The organism is Streptomyces otsuchiensis (genome assembly GCF_004305975.1).
Taxonomy (GTDB): domain Bacteria; phylum Actinomycetota; class Actinomycetes; order Streptomycetales; family Streptomycetaceae; genus Streptomyces; species Streptomyces otsuchiensis.
In genome coordinates this window covers 1-15,892 of sequence record NZ_BHZI01000009.1, presented here as the reverse complement: position 1 = coordinate 15,892, position 15,892 = coordinate 1, and the positions used below count along the sequence as shown (strand labels likewise).

Below are 15,892 nucleotides of genomic sequence, written 5' to 3'. Positions count from 1 at the left end.
CCGTGCTCACCGCGTTCGCCCGGGCGTTCCAGACCCCCGACCTGCGTAAGAAGCTGCTCTTCACGCTCGGCGTTGTGGCGCTGTTCCGGTTCGGGGCCCATGTGCCCACGCCGGGCGTCAGCTACCAGAACGTCCAGTACTGCATGGACCGGATCGACGACGGCAACGCCGGACTGTTCGGCCTCGTCAACATGTTCAGTGGTGGCGCGCTGATGCAGCTGACCATCTTCGCCCTGGGGATCATGCCGTACATCACGGCGAGCATCATCCTCCAGCTGCTGGTGGTGGTCATTCCTCGACTGGAAGCCCTGAAGAAGGAAGGGCAGTCGGGTCAGGCGAAGATCACGCAGTACACCCGCTACCTGACCGTCGCCCTCGCCGTGCTGCAGGCCACCGGCCTGGTCGCCACCGCGCGCAGCGGCTCGCTCTTCGGCGGCTGTGACCGGGACATCATCCCTGACGACAGTATCTACACCACGCTGTTGATGATCATCGCGCTGACCGCCGCGACCGCGCTCATCATGTGGATGGGTGAGCTCATCACCGACCGCGGTATCGGCAACGGCATGTCGATGCTGATGTTCGTCTCGATCGCCTCCGGCTTCCCGGCGGCCCTGTGGTCCATCAAGCAGGGCGGCGACCTGGCCGACGGCTGGATCGAGTTCGGCGTCGTCGTCGCGGTCGGTCTGGCGATCGTCTTCCTGGTGGTCTTCGTCGAGCTGGCCCAGCGCCGCATCCCGGTGCAGTACGCGAAGCGGATGATCGGCCGACGCGCCTACGGCGGGACCTCGACCTACATCCCGCTCAAGGTGAACCAGGCCGGCGTCATCCCCGTGATCTTCGCGTCGTCGCTGCTGTACATCCCGATGCTGCTGGTGACCTTCAGCGACTCCGAGGCCGCCTGGGCCGACTGGATCCAGCGCAACCTGGAGTCCATGGACAGCCCGGTCTACCTGGTCACCTACTTCACTCTGATCGTCTTCTTCGCCTTCTTCTACGTGGCCATCACCTTCAACCCCGAAGACGTGGCCGAGAATATGAAGAAGTATGGTGGGTTCATTCCCGGAATCCGGGCCGGCCGCCCCACGGTGGAGTACCTGAGCTACGTGCTCAACCGCATCACCTGGCCGGGTGCCCTCTATCTGGGCATGATCGCTCTGATCCCCGCGGTCGCGCTGATCATGTTCGGTGCGCAGGGTGAGTTCCCCTTCGGCGGAACCTCCATCCTGATCATCGTGGGCGTCGGTCTGGAGACCTGCCGGCAGATCGAGAGCCAGCTTCACCAGCGAAACTACGAAGGGTTCCTCCGCTGATGAGAATCGTCCTCGTCGGACCGCCCGGTGCGGGCAAGGGCACGCAGGCCGCGCTGCTCGCCGAGAACCTCGGCATCCCGCACATCTCCACCGGAGACCTCTTCCGCGCCAACATCAGCCAGGGCACCGAGCTCGGGCGCGAGGCCCAGCGCTACATGCGCGAGGGCAACCTGGTGCCGGACGAGATCACCGTGGGGATGGCGACGGAGCGCATGGCGCAGCCGGACGCCGAGGACGGCTTCCTCCTGGACGGTTTCCCGCGCAACATCGCGCAGGCGAGGTCGCTGGACAAGCAGCTGGAGGAGGCCGGGCTCGCCCTGGACGGTGTGCTGGACCTGGAGGTCCCGGAGGAAGAGGTGGTCCGCCGGATCGCCGGCCGCCGGATGTGCCGCAAGGACAGCAGCCACATCTTCCACGCCGAGTACTCCAAGCCGGCCGTCGAGGACGTCTGCGACGTCTGCGGTGGCGAGCTGTACCAGCGCGAGGACGACAGCGAGGAGACGGTTCGCAAGCGCCTGGAGGTCTACCACCAGGAGACCGAGCCGATCATCGACTACTACCGCGAGCAGGGTCTCGTGGTGACGCTGTCCGCGCTCGGCGCGGTCCCCGAGGTCACCCAGCGGGCGCTCGCGGCGCTCCGCTCCGGCGACGCCGCCTGAGCGGCGTCACCACCGCCCTTCCGGCCGGCGGGCCCCGTGCCCGCCGGCCCCGCACGGCCCCGGCCGTGGTGCCCCCGCCGGGCGCCACGGCCGTAGCCTTGCGCCCGACGCCGCCGAATGTGTGAGGAACCCCCGATGGTGGAACTCAAGAACCCCCAGCAGATCGCCAGCATGCGTGCCGCCGGTCTGGTGGTGGCGGAGATGCACCGCCGGTGCTCCGAGGCCGCGGTGCCGGGGGCCACCACCGGGGAGCTGGACCGGATCGCCGCCCAGGTCCTCGCCGACCACGGCGCCAAGCCGAACTTCCTCGGCTACGGCGGCTTCCCCGGAAACATCTGCACCTCGGTCAACGACGTCGTCGTGCACGGCATCCCCTCCGACGCCGAGACGCTGAACTCCGGCGACCTGCTCTCCATCGACGCCGGCGCGATCGTCGACGGCTGGCACGCGGACGCCGCCGTGACCGTCTTCGTCGGGGAGGGCCACGACCCGCAGCTGCTGGAGCTGAGCCGGGTCACCGAGGACTCGCTGTGGGCCGGGCTCGCGGCGATGCGTGAGGGCAACCGGCTGGTGGACATCTCCCGGGCCGTCCAGAACCTCGTCCGCAGCCGCCCCAAGCCCGCCTCGGGCCGCTACGGGATCATCGAGGAGTACGGCGGCCACGGCATCGGCAGCGAGATGCACATGGACCCGCACGTGCTGAACTACGTCGAGCGCCGCCGCGGCCGGGGACCGAAGCTGGTCCCGGGGATGTGCCTGGCGATCGAGCCGATGATCTCGCTCGGCACCGCCCGGACCCACGTCCTGGAGGACGACTGGACGGTCAAGACCGACGACGGCACCTGGGCGGCGCACTGGGAGCACTCCGTCGCGCTGACCGAGGACGGTCCGCTGGTGCTGACCGCTCCCGACGGCGGGCGGGCGCGGCTGGCCGAGCTGGGCGTCACCGTGGCGCCGGACCCGCTGGCCTGAAGCTCAGACGGGGGCGGCAAGGGCCGCACCGCCGTCTCATCCCTCGTCCGGATGTACGGTGTGCGCCGTCGCGGGAGACCGCGGGATCGCGTGCATATCCCGGGGGCCGGTGGGGAATACATACGGGATTCGTCTTTTCGGGCGACGTACCGTAGACTGGTGCGTCGGTCCTGGTACACCTATGTATGAGGGCTGTCCAGGTAGCCGATCCCGGAAGGTGAAGCGCTCAAGTATGGCCAAAAAACAAGGGGCCATCGAGATCGAGGGCACCGTCGTCGAGTCTCTGCCGAACGCCATGTTCAAAGTGGAGCTCCAGAACGGGCACCAGGTCCTCGCGCACATCAGCGGCAAGATGCGGATGCACTACATCCGTATTCTTCCCGACGACCGGGTCGTGGTGGAGCTCTCTCCCTACGACCTGACCCGCGGGCGGATCGTCTACCGCTACAAGTAGGTCCCCGCGCCCCTGCGGGGAGATCCGTAGATCATCAAGTCCCGGAGAACCTCACCTCATGAAGGTCAAGCCGAGCGTCAAGAAGATCTGCGACAAGTGCAAGGTGATCCGCCGCCACGGCCGGGTCATGGTCATCTGCGACAACCTGCGCCACAAGCAGCGCCAGGGCTGACGCAGCCGCCCGCACTTCTCGCGGCAGCTTCGCGCGACGCACGCATCACGCGACATCACCCTTAATACGCAGACACCCGCCACCGCGTCCGCGCGGCGGCGACACCCCCGGTCGGAGGCCGGGGACCCGGCTCGTAACACACTTACGGGAACGGTGCTGCGGAAGACCTCCGACGAATACATGGAGCCGTAGATGGCACGCCTCGCAGGCGTTGACCTCCCGCGCGAAAAGCGCGTCGAGGTCGCTCTGACCTACGTGTTCGGGATCGGCCGCACGCTGGCCAAGGAGACCCTGAGCAGCACGGGCATCAGCCCCGACACCCGCGTTCGCGACCTCGACGAGGAAGACCTCGTCAAGCTCCGCGACTACGTGGACGCCAACTTCAAGACCGAGGGTGACCTCCGTCGCGAGATCCAGGCCGACATCCGCCGCAAGGTCGAGATCGGCTGCTACGAGGGTCTGCGTCACCGTCGGGGCCTGCCGGTCCACGGCCAGCGCACCAAGACCAACGCCCGCACCCGCAAGGGCCCGCGTCGCGCGATCGCCGGCAAGAAGAAGCCGGGCAAGAAGTAGTCCTCACCGGTCTCTGATTCTCAGGTCCGTGTGCACAGGACCGACCACCTCCACGGGAGTACATCCATATGCCTCCGAAGGGCCGTACGGCCGGCGCCAAGAAGGTGCGCCGCAAGGAGAAGAAGAACGTCGCCCACGGGCACGCTCACATCAAGAGCACGTTCAACAACACGATCGTCTCGATCACCGACCCGACCGGGAACGTGATCTCCTGGGCCTCTGCCGGCCACGTCGGCTTCAAGGGCTCGCGCAAGTCCACTCCGTTCGCCGCGCAGATGGCCGCCGAGTCGGCCGCCCGCCGCGCGCAGGAGCACGGCATGCGCAAGGTCGACGTCTTCGTCAAGGGTCCCGGCTCCGGCCGTGAGACCGCGATCCGCTCGCTCCAGGCCACCGGCCTGGAGGTCGGCTCCATCCAGGACGTCACCCCCACCCCGCACAACGGCTGCCGCCCGCCCAAGCGCCGCCGCGTCTGACGCCCGGCACCACCCGGTCCGCCGGGTGGCCCCCGGGTGACCGGGACGCCGTTCGTACCCGGGGGCGGGTCCGCCGCGAGGCGGGCCCGCCCCTCGCGGGTTCTCCCGTTCGGCGGGGGAGGCCGTACCGTGGCAGAGCGGGGCGCTCCGCCACGGCGCACCACCGCAGTACCGCACCACCGCAGTACCGCAGTACCGCACCATCTCGCACCACCACGGAGTACGACACTCGCTGTCGTCTGGCCCGGCATCAAATAGTGGGTGCCGGAGACTGGAGTCATCACCCATGCTGATCGCTCAGCGTCCCTCCCTGACCGAAGAGGTCGTCGACGAGTTCCGCTCGCGGTTCGTGATCGAGCCGCTGGAGCCGGGCTTCGGCTACACCCTCGGCAACTCCCTGCGCCGCACGCTGCTCTCCTCGATCCCCGGTGCCGCCGTCACCAGCATCCGGATCGACGGGGTCCTGCACGAGTTCACCACCGTGCCGGGCGTCAAGGAGGACGTCACCGACCTCATCCTCAACATCAAGCAGCTGGTCGTCTCCTCGGAGCACGACGAGCCGGTCGTGATGTACCTGCGCAAGCAGGGCCCCGGCCTGGTCACCGCCGCCGACATCGCGCCCCCGGCCGGTGTCGAGGTGCACAACCCCGACCTGGTCCTGGCCACGCTGAACGCCAAGGGCAAGCTGGAGATGGAGCTGACCGTCGAGCGCGGTCGCGGCTACGTCTCGGCCGTCCAGAACAAGCAGGCGGGCCAGGAGATCGGCCGCATCCCGGTCGACTCCATCTACAGCCCGGTGCTCAAGGTCACCTACAAGGTCGAGGCGACCCGAGTCGAGCAGCGGACCGACTTCGACAAGCTGATCGTCGACGTCGAGACCAAGGAGGCCATGCGTCCGCGTGACGCCATGGCGTCCGCCGGTAAGACCCTGGTCGAGCTGTTCGGCCTGGCGCGTGAGCTCAACGTCGACGCCGAGGGCATCGACATGGGCCCCTCGCCGACCGACGCGGCGCTCGCCGCCGATCTGGCGCTGCCGATCGAGGAGCTGGAGCTGACTGTCCGCTCCTACAACTGCCTCAAGCGTGAGGGCATCCACTCGGTGGGCGAGCTGGTGGCCCGCTCCGAGGCGGACCTGCTCGACATCCGCAACTTCGGCGCCAAGTCGATCGACGAGGTCAAGGCGAAGCTGGCCGGCATGGGCCTGGCCCTCAAGGACAGCCCGCCCGGATTCGACCCGACCACCGCCGCCGACGCCTTCGGCGCCGACGACGACGGCGACACCGGCTTCGTCGAGACCGAGCAGTACTGAGCGGTCCGGCTCCCGAGCCGGTCCGCGGCGGCCGGCGGGCGGGCCCTGTGCCCGCCCGCCGTGCAGCACCCTGACTTCCGGGCTCGCCCGGAGACCCGCGTGGGCAGATCCGCCCGCGCGGGCCCTGACATCGGTACCTGACACGGCCGGTGCAGACACGGAGGAGAAACACCATGCCGAAGCCCACCAAGGGCCGCCGGCTGGGCGGTGGCCCCGCCCACGAGCGGATGATGCTGGCGAACCTCGCCACGGCGCTGTTCGAGCACGGCCGCATCAAGACCACCGAGGCCAAGGCCCGCCGGCTCCGCCCGCTGGCCGAGCGCCTGATCACCAAGGCGCGCAAGGGCGACCTGCACAACCGCCGCCAGGTGATGCAGACCATCCGTGACAAGAGCGTGGTCCACTCGCTCTTCACCGAGATCGGTCCGCAGTTCGCCAACCGTCCGGGTGGCTACACCCGGATCACCAAGATCGGTCCCCGTCGTGGCGACAACGCCCCGATGGCGGTCATCGAGCTGGTGGAGGCCCTGACCGTGCAGCAGGAGGCGGTCGGCGAGGCCGAGGCCGCCACCCAGCGCGCGGTGAAGGAGGACTCGCTGGCGAAGAAGTCCGACGCCGCCGAGGCCGAGGGCACCGAGGCCAAGGACGAGGAGAAGAAGGACGCCTGATCCAGGCGCCCGGACTCCGCTCGTCGAACGGGCCCGCCCCCACACCAGGGGGCGGGCCCGTTCGCCGTCCGTGGCCGGTGCGGGGTGTGTGGCGCGGTCGGTCGGGCGCGGTGGCGCGGTCGGGCGGGCGGTCGGTCGGGCGCGGTGGCGCGGGACGTGGGCGGGACGGGCAGGACGTGACGAGGCGAGGGACGAACGTGCGGGAAGCGGAGGACGCCGGGGTGGAGCGGCACGAACAGGACGGGACGGCCGACGGGGCCGCGCGGGGCCACCGGGACGACGTGGCGCCCGGCATGGTCCGGGTGCGGCTGGACCTCGCCTACGACGGTGCCGGCTTCTCCGGCTGGGCGCGGCAGAAGGGCGGCCGCCGCACGGTGCAGGAGGAGCTGGAGGAGGCGCTGCGCGTCGTCACCCGCTCCCCGGAGCGATACGAGCTGACGGTCGCCGGGCGCACCGACGCGGGCGTCCACGCCCGTGGGCAGGTGGCCCACGTGGACCTGCCCGAGGAGGTCTGGGCCGAGCAGCACGACAAGCTGCTGCGGCGGCTGGCGGGCAGGCTGCCGCAGGACGTGCGGGTGTGGCGGGTGGCGGCGGCCCCCGAGCACTTCAACGCCCGCTTCTCGGCCGTGTGGCGCCGCTACGCCTACCGGGTCAGCGACCACCCCGGCGGGGTGGACCCGCTGCGGCGCGGGCACGTGCTGTGGCACAACTGGCCGCTCGACCTCGACGCCATGAACGAGGCCGCGGCGGGCCTGCTGGGCGAGCACGACTTCGCCGCGTTCTGCAAGAAGCGCGAGGGGGCCACGACGATCCGCACCCTGCGGCGGCTGGAGTGGGAGCGGCACCCCGACGGGGTGCTGGAGGCGACGGTCCAGGCCGACGCGTTCTGCCACAACATGGTGCGCTCGCTCGTGGGCGCGATGCTGTTCGTGGGCGACGGTCACCGGCCTCCGGGCTGGGCGTCCGAGGTGCTGGCCGCCCGGGTGCGCGACTCCGCGGTGCACGTGGTCCGGCCGCACGGGCTGACGCTGGAGGAGGTCGGCTACCCCTCGGCGGAGCTGCTGGCCGCCCGTAACCGGGAGGCGCGCAACCGTCGCACGCTCCCGGTGTCCGGCGGCTGCTGCTGACCACCGGCGGGGCGAGGAGCCACCGCCGGTGCACGGCCCGAACCCGGTGGCTCAGTCCTCGGCCTCCTCGCCCGCGCCGCCGCTGTTGCGCTCGCGGATGATCGCGTCGGCCGACTCCGACGCCTGGTTCTCGCCGCGCTGGACGATCCGGGCGTGGGCGTGCTGGTTGCCGTCCCGGGCCGCCTGCTGCGCGGGGGTCCCGTCTCCGCGGTCGGGGGTGTTGTCGCTGTTGCCCGCGATGGTGAAGTACGCGTAGCGGCCCACCTGGTTCTTGGTGGTCCGGCAGCCGCCGCGCTCACAGAACGCCGGGGCGTCGCCGCTGGTCAGAGCCGTGATGTGGGACGCCGCCGCCTCCTTGGCCGCCTGTGCGTCGGTCTCCGTGGGGAACTGCGCGACGCCGACGGTCACCGCGACCGAGCCCCCGGTGAAGGTGGCCCGGACCAGCCTCGAGCAGCCGTGCTCGGAGAGCACCTCGCCCAGCGCGACGGTCGCGCCGTCCACACAGCTGTCGGAGTCCGCCACCGCCCGGCGCGTGTACTCGCGGTCGTCGATCTCCATGGTCTCGCCCGCGAAGAAGGACTCGGCGCTGAACGGCGCGATGTCCTTGTCGGCGTCGGTGATGAACTCCCGCGGCTTGGGCAGCGGGGGCAGCGAGGTCTCCTCGAAGCTGGGCTCCGGGGAGGGGCTGTCACTGGGCGAATCCGCCGCGGCCGGGTCGGACGTGGCGTTCCGGCCTCCCGCGACATCGTCGTCACCGCCGCTCTCGCGCACGATGCCGAAGGCCACGGCAGCGCCGATCGCCAGCGTGGCCGCGGCTCCGCCCCCGATCACCAGCAGCCGCTTGCGCTTGCGCCGCTGGTCGGCCTCAGCCGCCAGCTGGTCCCAGTCCGGCGCGGACGTGGTGGGGGGCTGCTGCCCCCACTGTGGATCTCCGGGACTCCACTGCGGTCCCCCCTGCCAAGAACTCATGGCCGCATTTTAGGGAGCGGCCGGTCACCGGCCGCCGCCCGGCCGGTCACAATCCGGCCGCACGGGCGCCGCCCGCGCCGGAGCCCGCCGGAAAACGGTTGGGAACGGCAGCCGTGACCCCTGACAATCGGTGCCATGGGTCATGTTGAGGTCGCGCATCTGGACTACGTACTGCCGGACGGGCGTCCGCTCCTCCAGGACGTCTCGTTCCGGGTGGGGGAGAGCAGCGCCGTCGCCCTGGTCGGCGCCAACGGCGCCGGGAAGACGACCCTGCTGCGGATGATCGCGGGTGAGCTGAGCCCCGACGCGGGCACGGTCACCGTGAGCGGTGGTCTCGGGGTGATGCCGCAGTTCATCGGTTCGACCCGCGACGACGGGACCGTCCGCGACCTGCTGGTCTCCGTGGCCCCGCCGCGGCTGCGGGACGCCGCGCTCGCCGTGGACGCGGCCGAGCTGGCCGTGATGACCACCGACACCGAGGCCGACCAGATGCGCTACGCGCAGGCCCTGGCCGACTGGGCCGAGGCGCAGGGGTACGAGGCCGAGACCCGCTGGGACATCTGCACCACCGCCGCCCTCGGCGTCCCCTACGACCAGGCCCAGTGGCGGAAGCTGAACACGCTCTCCGGCGGCGAGCAGAAGCGGCTGGTCCTGGAGTCGCTGCTGCGCGGCAGCGACCAGGTGCTGCTGCTGGACGAGCCGGACAACTACCTCGACGTCCCCGGCAAGCGGTGGCTGGAGGAGCAGCTGCGCGAGACCCGCAAGACGGTGCTGTTCATCTCCCACGACCGGGAGCTGCTGGCCCGCTCCGCACAGAAGATCATCAGCGTGGAGCCCGGACCGGCCGGCTCCGACGTGTGGGTGCACGGCGGCGGCTTCGAGGACTTCCCGCAGGCCCGGCGGGAGCGGTTCGCGCGGTTCGAGGAGCTGCGCCGCCGCTGGGACGAGAAGCACGCCCAGCTCAAGCAACTGGTCCACACGCTCAAGCAGAAGGCCGCCTTCAACGACGGACTCGCCTCGCGCTACCAGGCGGCCCAGACCCGGCTGCGGAAGTGGGAGGAGGCCGGCCCGCCCCAGCAGCCGCCGCGCGAGCAGGAGATCACCATGCGGCTGCGCGGTGGCCGCACCGGGGTGCGCGCCGTCACCGCGGAGGGGCTGGAGCTGACGGGGCTGATGAAGCCGTTCTCGCTGGAGGTCTTCTACGGCGAGCGGGTGGCCGTCCTGGGCTCCAACGGCTCGGGCAAGTCGCACTTCCTCCGGTTGCTGGCGGGCGAGCAGGTGGCGCACGGCGGGCAGTGGAAGCTGGGCGCCCGTGTGGTGGCCGGCCACTTCTCGCAGACCAACGCGCTCACCGCGCCGTCGCCGACGGCGCCGCGCGAGGGCGCCCCGGTGACGGCCGAGCCGTCGGCGACCGCCCCGGGCCGGGCCACCCCGCGCCGGACGCTTCTGGAGATCCTGTGGAAGGAGCACGCCAAGGACCGCGGAGCGGCCATGTCGGCGCTGCGCAGGTACGAGCTGGACCGCCAGGCCGAGCAGCCCTACGAACGGCTCTCAGGCGGGCAGCAGGCGCGTTTCCAGATCCTGCTCCTGGAACTGGGCGGCGCCACCGCGCTGCTGCTGGACGAACCCACCGACAACCTCGACCTGGAGAGCGCCGAGGCGCTCCAGACCGGGCTGGAGGCGTACGAGGGCACCGTGCTGGCCGTCACCCACGACCGCTGGTTCGCGCGCGGCTTCGACCGCTATCTGGTCTTCGGCTCGGACGGCGTGGTGCGGGAGGTCCCGGAGCCCGTCTGGGACGAGGCCAGGGTGGTCCGCGCCCGCTGAGGCGACCGCCGCCGGAGCCGGGCCGCCCGGCCGTCGGCGTCGGGGCCGGGTCCGTCGCGGTGGCGGAAGTGGGGGTGCGGGAGAGATGGGTCACTGCGGATCCTCACGGTCGGGCCGCCCGGAGGCGGGGCGGTGGGTGGGCGCCGCACCGGGATCCTTGGCTTCCCGCAGGGCGGATATCCCTCATCGCACACACATTCGCCCAGACGGGAGAAAGTATGTGAGATGTTGACGAACGTGGCGGAGTCGAGTCGGTCGATGGCGGCTCGACCAGCGGCGACGTGGTCGGCGGGGGCCGGCGGCAGGTGGTCGCCGGGTGGGTGGCGGGGACCCGTTTTGACCCGTCCGGGTGGAGCCCGGTATTCTGCCTGGTCGATATGCGTATGGCTTGCTCGATCTCACGAGAGGGGCCTTGCGCCGGTCGTCCGGAGGATCATCGGACCTTCTCACCCGGTTGCGTCACCGTGGTGCGACGGGTCCGCTGAGTCTTTTGCCGGCCAGTTAAGGACCCACTCACACTTAAGCGAAGGCTACGACCGTGCGTACGTACAGCCCCAAGCCCGGCGACGTCCAGCGTCAGTGGCATGTCATCGACGCCGAGGACATCGTTCTCGGCCGTCTGGCATCCCAGACCGCGACCCTCCTGCGCGGCAAGCACAAGCCCGTCTACGCGCCGCACGTCGACACCGGTGACTTCGTCATCATCGTCAACGCCGCCAAGGTGCACCTGTCCGGCAACAAGCGGACCCAGAAGCTCGCCTACCGCCACTCCGGCTACCCGGGTGGTCTGCGGTCGATCCGCTACGACGAGCTGCTGGAGAAGAACCCGGAGAAGGCCGTCGAGAAGGCCGTCAAGGGCATGCTCCCCAAGAACAGCCTGGGTCGCCAGATGCTTTCCAAGCTGAAGGTGTACGCCGGCGCCGAGCACCCGCACGGTGCCCAGCAGCCGGTGCCGTTCGAGATCACCCAGGTCGCGCAGTAGTCCCGGCCACCCCTAAGACACAGAGAATCTGAGGAAAATCGTGGCCGAGAACACCACTGAGACCGAGACCGAGACCCTCGACGCCGCCGTGCCGGACGTCCAGGAGTACACGACCGAGAGCGTGCCCTCCGAGGACTTCGCCGCCGACGCCACCGCGCACTTCGGCGACCCGCTGCCGGGCGCCGGCACCGGCCGTCGCAAGAACGCCATCGCCCGCGTGCGCATCGTGCCGGGCAGCGGCAAGTGGAAGATCAACGGTCGCACCCTCGAGGGGTACTTCCCCAACAAGGTGCACCAGCAGGAAGTCAACGAGCCCTTCAAGGTGCTGGAGCTCGACGAGCGTTACGACGTCGTCGCCCGCATCTCCGGCGGCGGCATCTCCGGCCAGGCCGGTGCGCTGCGCCTCGGTGTGGCCCGCGCCCTGAACGAGGCGGACGCGGACAACAACCGCGCCCCGCTCAAGAAGGCCGGCTTCCTGACCCGTGACGCCCGCGCCGTTGAGCGCAAGAAGGCCGGTCTCAAGAAGGCCCGTAAGGGTACGCAGTACAGCAAGCGTTAATGTCGGCTCACGCCGTCTGACGACGTTCGCTGACGCCCCGCCAGTGACGATTCACTGGCGGGGCGTTGCTGTGCGCGTAAATCCTGTGAACAACTCATGTGCGTGAATAGCGGCGCGTTGAAATCCACGGGATATGGTTAATAAGGTTAATCGTGTGGGGGCGGCCCGGCTATCTCGGAGGAAAACTGTGGGACGACTGTTCGGCACCGACGGCGTTCGTGGCGTCGCCAACGTGGAACTCACGGCAGAGCTGGCCCTCGGACTCTCCTCCGCCGCCGCCAGAGTGCTGGTGGCGCCCGGCAGCGGCGAATCCCGCCGGCCCGTCGCCGTCGTCGGCCGTGACCCGCGCGCCTCGGGCGAGTTCCTGGAGTCCGCCGTGGTGGCCGGTCTGGCCGCCGCCGGTGTCGACGTCCGGCGCGTCGGAGTGCTGCCCACCCCGGCGATCGCCCACCTCACCGGCGCCCTGGGCGCCGACTTCGGCGTGATGCTCTCCGCCAGCCACAACCCGATGCCCGACAACGGCATCAAGTTCTTCGCCCGCGGCGGCCTCAAACTGGCCGACGAGCTGGAGGACCGCATCGAGGCCGTCTACCGGGACATGGCCGAGGGCAAGCCGTGGGACCGCCCCGTCGGGGCCGGCGTCGGCCGCGTCACCGACCACGCCGCCGGGCTGGACACCTACGTCTCCCACCTGATCGGGGTGCTGCCCAACCGCCTCGACGGGCTCAAGGTGGTGGTCGACGGCGCGCACGGCGCGGCCTCCCGGGTCGCCCCCGAGGCGTTCGCCCGCGCCGGCGCCGAGGTGATCACCATCGGCACCGACCCGGACGGCCTCAACATCAACGACGGTTACGGCTCCACCCACCTCGAACCGCTGCGCGCCGCGGTCGTCGAGCACGGAGCCCACCTGGGTATCGCCGTCGACGGCGACGCCGACCGCTGCCTGGCCGTCGACGCCGCCGGCGCCGACGTCGACGGCGACCAGATCCTGGCCGTGCTCGCCCTCGCCCTGCGGGAGGCCGGCAAGCTCCGCCACGACACCGTCGTCTCCACCGTGATGTCCAACCTCGGCTTCAAACTCGCCATGGAGGCCGAGGGCCTGACGCTGCGCCAGACCGCTGTCGGCGACCGCTACGTCATGGAGGAGATGAAGGCCGGCGGATTCGCCCTGGGCGGCGAGCAGTCCGGGCACGTCATCGTGCTGGACCACGCCACCACCGGCGACGGCACCCTCACCGGCCTGCTGCTCGCCGCCCGCATGGCCGCCACCGGCCGCGGCCTCGCCGACCTGGCCGGGGTGATGCGCCGCCTGCCGCAGGTCCTGATCAACGTCCGTGGTGTCGACAAGAGCCGCGCGGCCACCTCCGAGGAACTGGCCACCGCCGTCGCGGACGCCGAGCGGGAGCTGGGGGAGACCGGCCGGGTGCTGCTGCGCCCCTCGGGCACCGAGCCGCTGGTCCGCGTCATGGTCGAGGCCGCCGACGCCGACCGGGCGGCGGCCGTCGCCGAACGGCTCGCCGGTGTGGTGCGCTCCAGCCTCTCCATCGAGGTCCCGGCCCCGGCCGGCCCCTGACCCGGTCCGTTCCGCGTGCTCCGCCCCCGCTGCGTTCGGCGGGGGCGCCGTGGTGAGACATGACAGAGCGTTCTCACCCGTGTGGGTGAATGAACTTGGTCGGGCCGCGGTGGTGGCGCCTGTCCGCCCGTGATGGCCGACGCCACTCCGTGGCCGGGCCGACTGTCGTTGCCGCGCGGCGCGGTCAGCGTCTCCTCCATGATCGACCGCCTCCACAACCTCGGTGAGATCGACTTCGAGGAACGATTCCGGCTGCGCGCCCGGGGGCAGGGTCCGCCGCCGTCCGGTATCTGACGGAGCGGCTCAGAACGGTGGCCGGTCAGACCTTGCGGAGGGCGAGACGTTGCACGGTGTGGTCCGCGCCCTTGCGGAGGATGAGGGTGGCGCGGCCGCGGGTGGGGGCGATGTTCTCGACCAGGTTCGGCTCGTTGATGGTGTCCCAGATGGTCCGCGCGTAGGCCAGGGCCTCGTCCTCCGACACCTCGGTGTAGCGGCGGAAGTAGGAGGACGGGTCCTGGAAGGCGGTCTGCCGCAGCTTCCGGAAGCGGTCCAGGTACCAGGCGCGGATGTCGGCGGTACTGGCGTCCACGTAGACGGAGAAGTCGAAGAAGTCCGCGACCGCCACCCGGGTCCGGCCGTCGGCGCCCGGCAGAGCCGGCTGGAGGACGTTGAGCCCCTCCACGATCAGGATGTCCGGGCGGCGGACGGTCAGCCGCTCGCCGGGCACGATGTCGTAGATCAGGTGCGAGTAGACCGGCGCGGACACCTCCGGCTTCCCGGCCTTCACATCCGCCACGAACCGGGTGAGCGCGCGCCGGTCGTAGGACTCGGGGAACCCCTTGCGTGACATCAGGCCGCGCCGCCGCAGCTCCGCGTTGGGCAGCAGGAACCCGTCGGTCGTCACCAGCTCCACCCGGGGGTGCTCGGGCCAGCGCGCCAGCAGTGCGCGCAGCAGCCGGGAGACGGTGGACTTGCCGACCGCGACGCTGCCGGCCACCCCGATCACGAACGGCGTCCCCTGGCGGGCGCCTTCGCCGGCGGCGTCGCCGAGGAAGGTGGTGAGCGCGCCGCGCAGGCCGTGGGTGGCGCCGACGTAGAGGTTCAGCAGCCGGGAGAGCGGGAGGTAGACCTCGCGCACCTCGTCGAGGTCGCTGACGTCGCCCAGGCCGCGCAGCTGTGCCACCTCCTCGGCGGCCAGCGGGGCGGCGGAGGCGGACCGTTCGCGCAGTGCGGACCACTCGGCGCGGCTGAGGTCCACGTACGGGCTCGTCCCGCCGTGGGCTGGGGCGGCCCCGGCGGGCGCGGCCCCGGCGGGTGTTGCCGCCGGGCGGGCGGGGCCGGATCCGGCCGACGGGTCGACGGGCGGGCGCGGATGCGATTGCGTGGACACGTCACCCATTGTGCGCGCCACCCCCGCGCCGCCCGGGCACCGCCCCCGCGCCGTCGCGCGCTCCGGCCGCACGCGTCACCTCCGGGCCCGGTGCCGGGTGGCCGTGCGGACCGGGAGCTGGCTAGGCTCGCTGACCATGACAGGCATGGTGGGCCACCTGGGCGGGCACCCCGCGCACGCCGGGCGCGCGCGCCGCGCGGCCGCCGTTCCGCACCCCGCTTCCGGTGACGACGCGCGGGGCGAGGTGGCGGCGCTGTGATCGTGGGAGTGGGCATCGACGTGGCGGAGATCGAGCGGTTCCGGGAGTCGCTGCGCCGCACCCCGGCACTGGCCGACCGGCTGTTCGTGGACGCGGAGCTCCGGCTGCCCGACGGCGAGCCCCGGGGTGTCGCCTCGCTGGCCGCCCGGTTCGCCGCCAAGGAGGCCCTGGCGAAGGCGCTCGGTGCGCCGGGAGGGCTGCGCTGGACGGATGTGGAGGTGGTCGCCGAGGACAGCGGCCGCCCCACCCTGAAGGTCACCGGAACGGTTCTGGCGTGTGCCGAGAAGCTGGGGGTGCGCTCCTGGCATGTCTCGCTCAGCCATGACGCGGGCATCGCCTCGGCCGTGGTCATCGCCGAGGGCTGAGGACATCGCGGTCGGGCGCGGCCCGCTGGGCGCCATCGGGCGCGGCCCGGCGGCGCCGGTGGCCGGTCCGGGCCAGACTGGGTGCCATGCGTATCGCTTACTCCGTGCACGATGTCCGGGCCGCCGAAGGGCGGTTGATGGCGCGACTGCCCGAGGGGGCGCTGATGCGGCGGGCCGCCGCCGGTCTGGCCGCCGCCTGCGCGCGGGTTCTGGGCAAGGTCTCGGGGGCGCGGGTGGTGCTGCCGACC

At 71.2% G+C, this 15,892-nt stretch carries 18 protein-coding genes and 1 pseudogene; 17 read left to right on the top strand and 2 right to left on the bottom strand.

Features of this window, described 5'->3' with window-relative positions; all coding sequences use genetic code 11:
- Positions 1-2: 2 nt before the first annotated feature.
- From secY to truA, 10 genes are all read left to right on the top strand, one after another.
- Complete coding sequence (gene secY / locus E0D90_RS01810) at positions 3-1,313, top strand: preprotein translocase subunit SecY (protein ID WP_103501073.1); 1,311 nt, start codon at positions 3-5, stop codon at positions 1,311-1,313.
- Positions 1,313-1,972, top strand: coding sequence for an adenylate kinase (locus tag E0D90_RS01805; RefSeq protein ID WP_130796362.1), 660 nt, complete (start codon positions 1,313-1,315; stop codon positions 1,970-1,972). The genes secY and E0D90_RS01805 overlap by 1 nt, the downstream gene beginning before the upstream one ends.
- Positions 1,973-2,107: 135 nt before the next feature.
- Entirely contained in the window at positions 2,108-2,944 is an 837-nt protein-coding gene (gene map, locus E0D90_RS01800; protein ID WP_103501071.1) for a type I methionyl aminopeptidase, read from the top strand.
- A gap of 232 nt (positions 2,945-3,176) precedes the next feature.
- Positions 3,177-3,398 (top strand): translation initiation factor IF-1, encoded by a 222-nt coding sequence (gene infA / locus E0D90_RS01795; protein ID WP_003948620.1) that lies wholly within the window; start codon positions 3,177-3,179, stop codon positions 3,396-3,398.
- Between the two features lie 58 nt (positions 3,399-3,456).
- Complete coding sequence (gene rpmJ / locus E0D90_RS01790; RefSeq protein ID WP_003956441.1) at positions 3,457-3,570, top strand: 50S ribosomal protein L36; 114 nt, start codon at positions 3,457-3,459, stop codon at positions 3,568-3,570.
- A gap of 192 nt (positions 3,571-3,762) precedes the next feature.
- Positions 3,763-4,143, top strand: coding sequence for a 30S ribosomal protein S13 (gene rpsM, locus E0D90_RS01785; protein WP_103501070.1), 381 nt, complete (start codon positions 3,763-3,765; stop codon positions 4,141-4,143).
- 68 nt (positions 4,144-4,211) lie between these two features.
- Positions 4,212-4,616 carry a 30S ribosomal protein S11 gene (gene rpsK, locus E0D90_RS01780; RefSeq protein ID WP_004571845.1) on the top strand — a complete coding sequence of 135 codons (405 nt, stop codon included), beginning with the start codon at positions 4,212-4,214 and terminating at the stop codon, positions 4,614-4,616.
- 286 nt (positions 4,617-4,902) lie between these two features.
- A complete protein-coding gene (locus tag E0D90_RS01775; protein WP_103501069.1) occupies positions 4,903-5,925 on the top strand; it encodes a DNA-directed RNA polymerase subunit alpha in 1,023 nt (340 codons plus the stop codon).
- Between the two features lie 173 nt (positions 5,926-6,098).
- Positions 6,099-6,593, top strand: a complete 495-nt coding sequence (gene rplQ, locus E0D90_RS01770) for a 50S ribosomal protein L17 (protein WP_103501068.1) — start codon at positions 6,099-6,101, stop codon at positions 6,591-6,593.
- 293 nt (positions 6,594-6,886) lie between these two features.
- Entirely contained in the window at positions 6,887-7,720 is an 834-nt protein-coding gene (truA, locus tag E0D90_RS01765) for a tRNA pseudouridine(38-40) synthase TruA (protein ID WP_103501118.1), read from the top strand.
- 51 nt (positions 7,721-7,771) lie between these two features.
- Here the strand turns inward: truA and E0D90_RS01760 are convergent, their stop codons facing one another.
- Entirely contained in the window at positions 7,772-8,689 is a 918-nt protein-coding gene (locus tag E0D90_RS01760) for a hypothetical protein (protein WP_130796361.1), read from the bottom strand.
- Positions 8,690-8,824: 135 nt separating this feature from the next.
- Here E0D90_RS01760 and E0D90_RS01755 point away from each other — a divergent pair, with 135 nt between their 5' ends.
- The 4 genes from E0D90_RS01755 (at position 8,825) to glmM (ending at position 13,630) form a co-directional block, all read left to right on the top strand.
- The gene (locus E0D90_RS01755) at positions 8,825-10,516 is read left to right on the top strand and encodes an ABC-F family ATP-binding cassette domain-containing protein (RefSeq protein WP_130796360.1); all 1,692 of its coding nucleotides are present in this window, start codon (positions 8,825-8,827) and stop codon (positions 10,514-10,516) included.
- 538 nt (positions 10,517-11,054) lie between these two features.
- Positions 11,055-11,498 (top strand): 50S ribosomal protein L13, encoded by a 444-nt coding sequence (gene rplM, locus E0D90_RS01750; protein ID WP_103501065.1) that lies wholly within the window; start codon positions 11,055-11,057, stop codon positions 11,496-11,498.
- 40 nt (positions 11,499-11,538) lie between these two features.
- Positions 11,539-12,057 carry a 30S ribosomal protein S9 gene (gene rpsI, locus E0D90_RS01745; RefSeq protein WP_103501064.1) on the top strand — a complete coding sequence of 173 codons (519 nt, stop codon included), beginning with the start codon at positions 11,539-11,541 and terminating at the stop codon, positions 12,055-12,057.
- A 187-nt stretch (positions 12,058-12,244) separates the two neighbouring features.
- Positions 12,245-13,630 carry a phosphoglucosamine mutase gene (gene glmM, locus E0D90_RS01740; protein ID WP_130796359.1) on the top strand — a complete coding sequence of 462 codons (1,386 nt, stop codon included), beginning with the start codon at positions 12,245-12,247 and terminating at the stop codon, positions 13,628-13,630.
- Positions 13,631-13,949: 319 nt separating this feature from the next.
- Here the strand turns inward: glmM and coaA are convergent, their stop codons facing one another.
- Positions 13,950-15,029, bottom strand: coding sequence for a type I pantothenate kinase (gene coaA, locus E0D90_RS01735; RefSeq protein WP_130796358.1), 1,080 nt, complete (start codon positions 15,027-15,029; stop codon positions 13,950-13,952).
- A 127-nt stretch (positions 15,030-15,156) separates the two neighbouring features.
- Between coaA and E0D90_RS28245 the strand changes: the two genes are divergently transcribed.
- The 3 genes and pseudogenes from E0D90_RS28245 to E0D90_RS01725 all read left to right on the top strand — a co-directional run.
- Positions 15,157-15,279, top strand: a complete 123-nt coding sequence (locus E0D90_RS28245) for a hypothetical protein (protein WP_265415930.1) — start codon at positions 15,157-15,159, stop codon at positions 15,277-15,279.
- Positions 15,276-15,644: a holo-ACP synthase gene (locus E0D90_RS01730; RefSeq protein WP_130796357.1), complete on the top strand. Its 369-nt coding sequence runs from the start codon at positions 15,276-15,278 to the stop codon at positions 15,642-15,644. Before E0D90_RS28245 ends, E0D90_RS01730 begins: the two co-directional genes overlap by 4 nt.
- Before the next feature lie 86 nt (positions 15,645-15,730).
- Positions 15,731-15,892, top strand: a pseudogene (locus E0D90_RS01725) (bifunctional ADP-dependent NAD(P)H-hydrate dehydratase/NAD(P)H-hydrate epimerase); the annotation flags it as partial.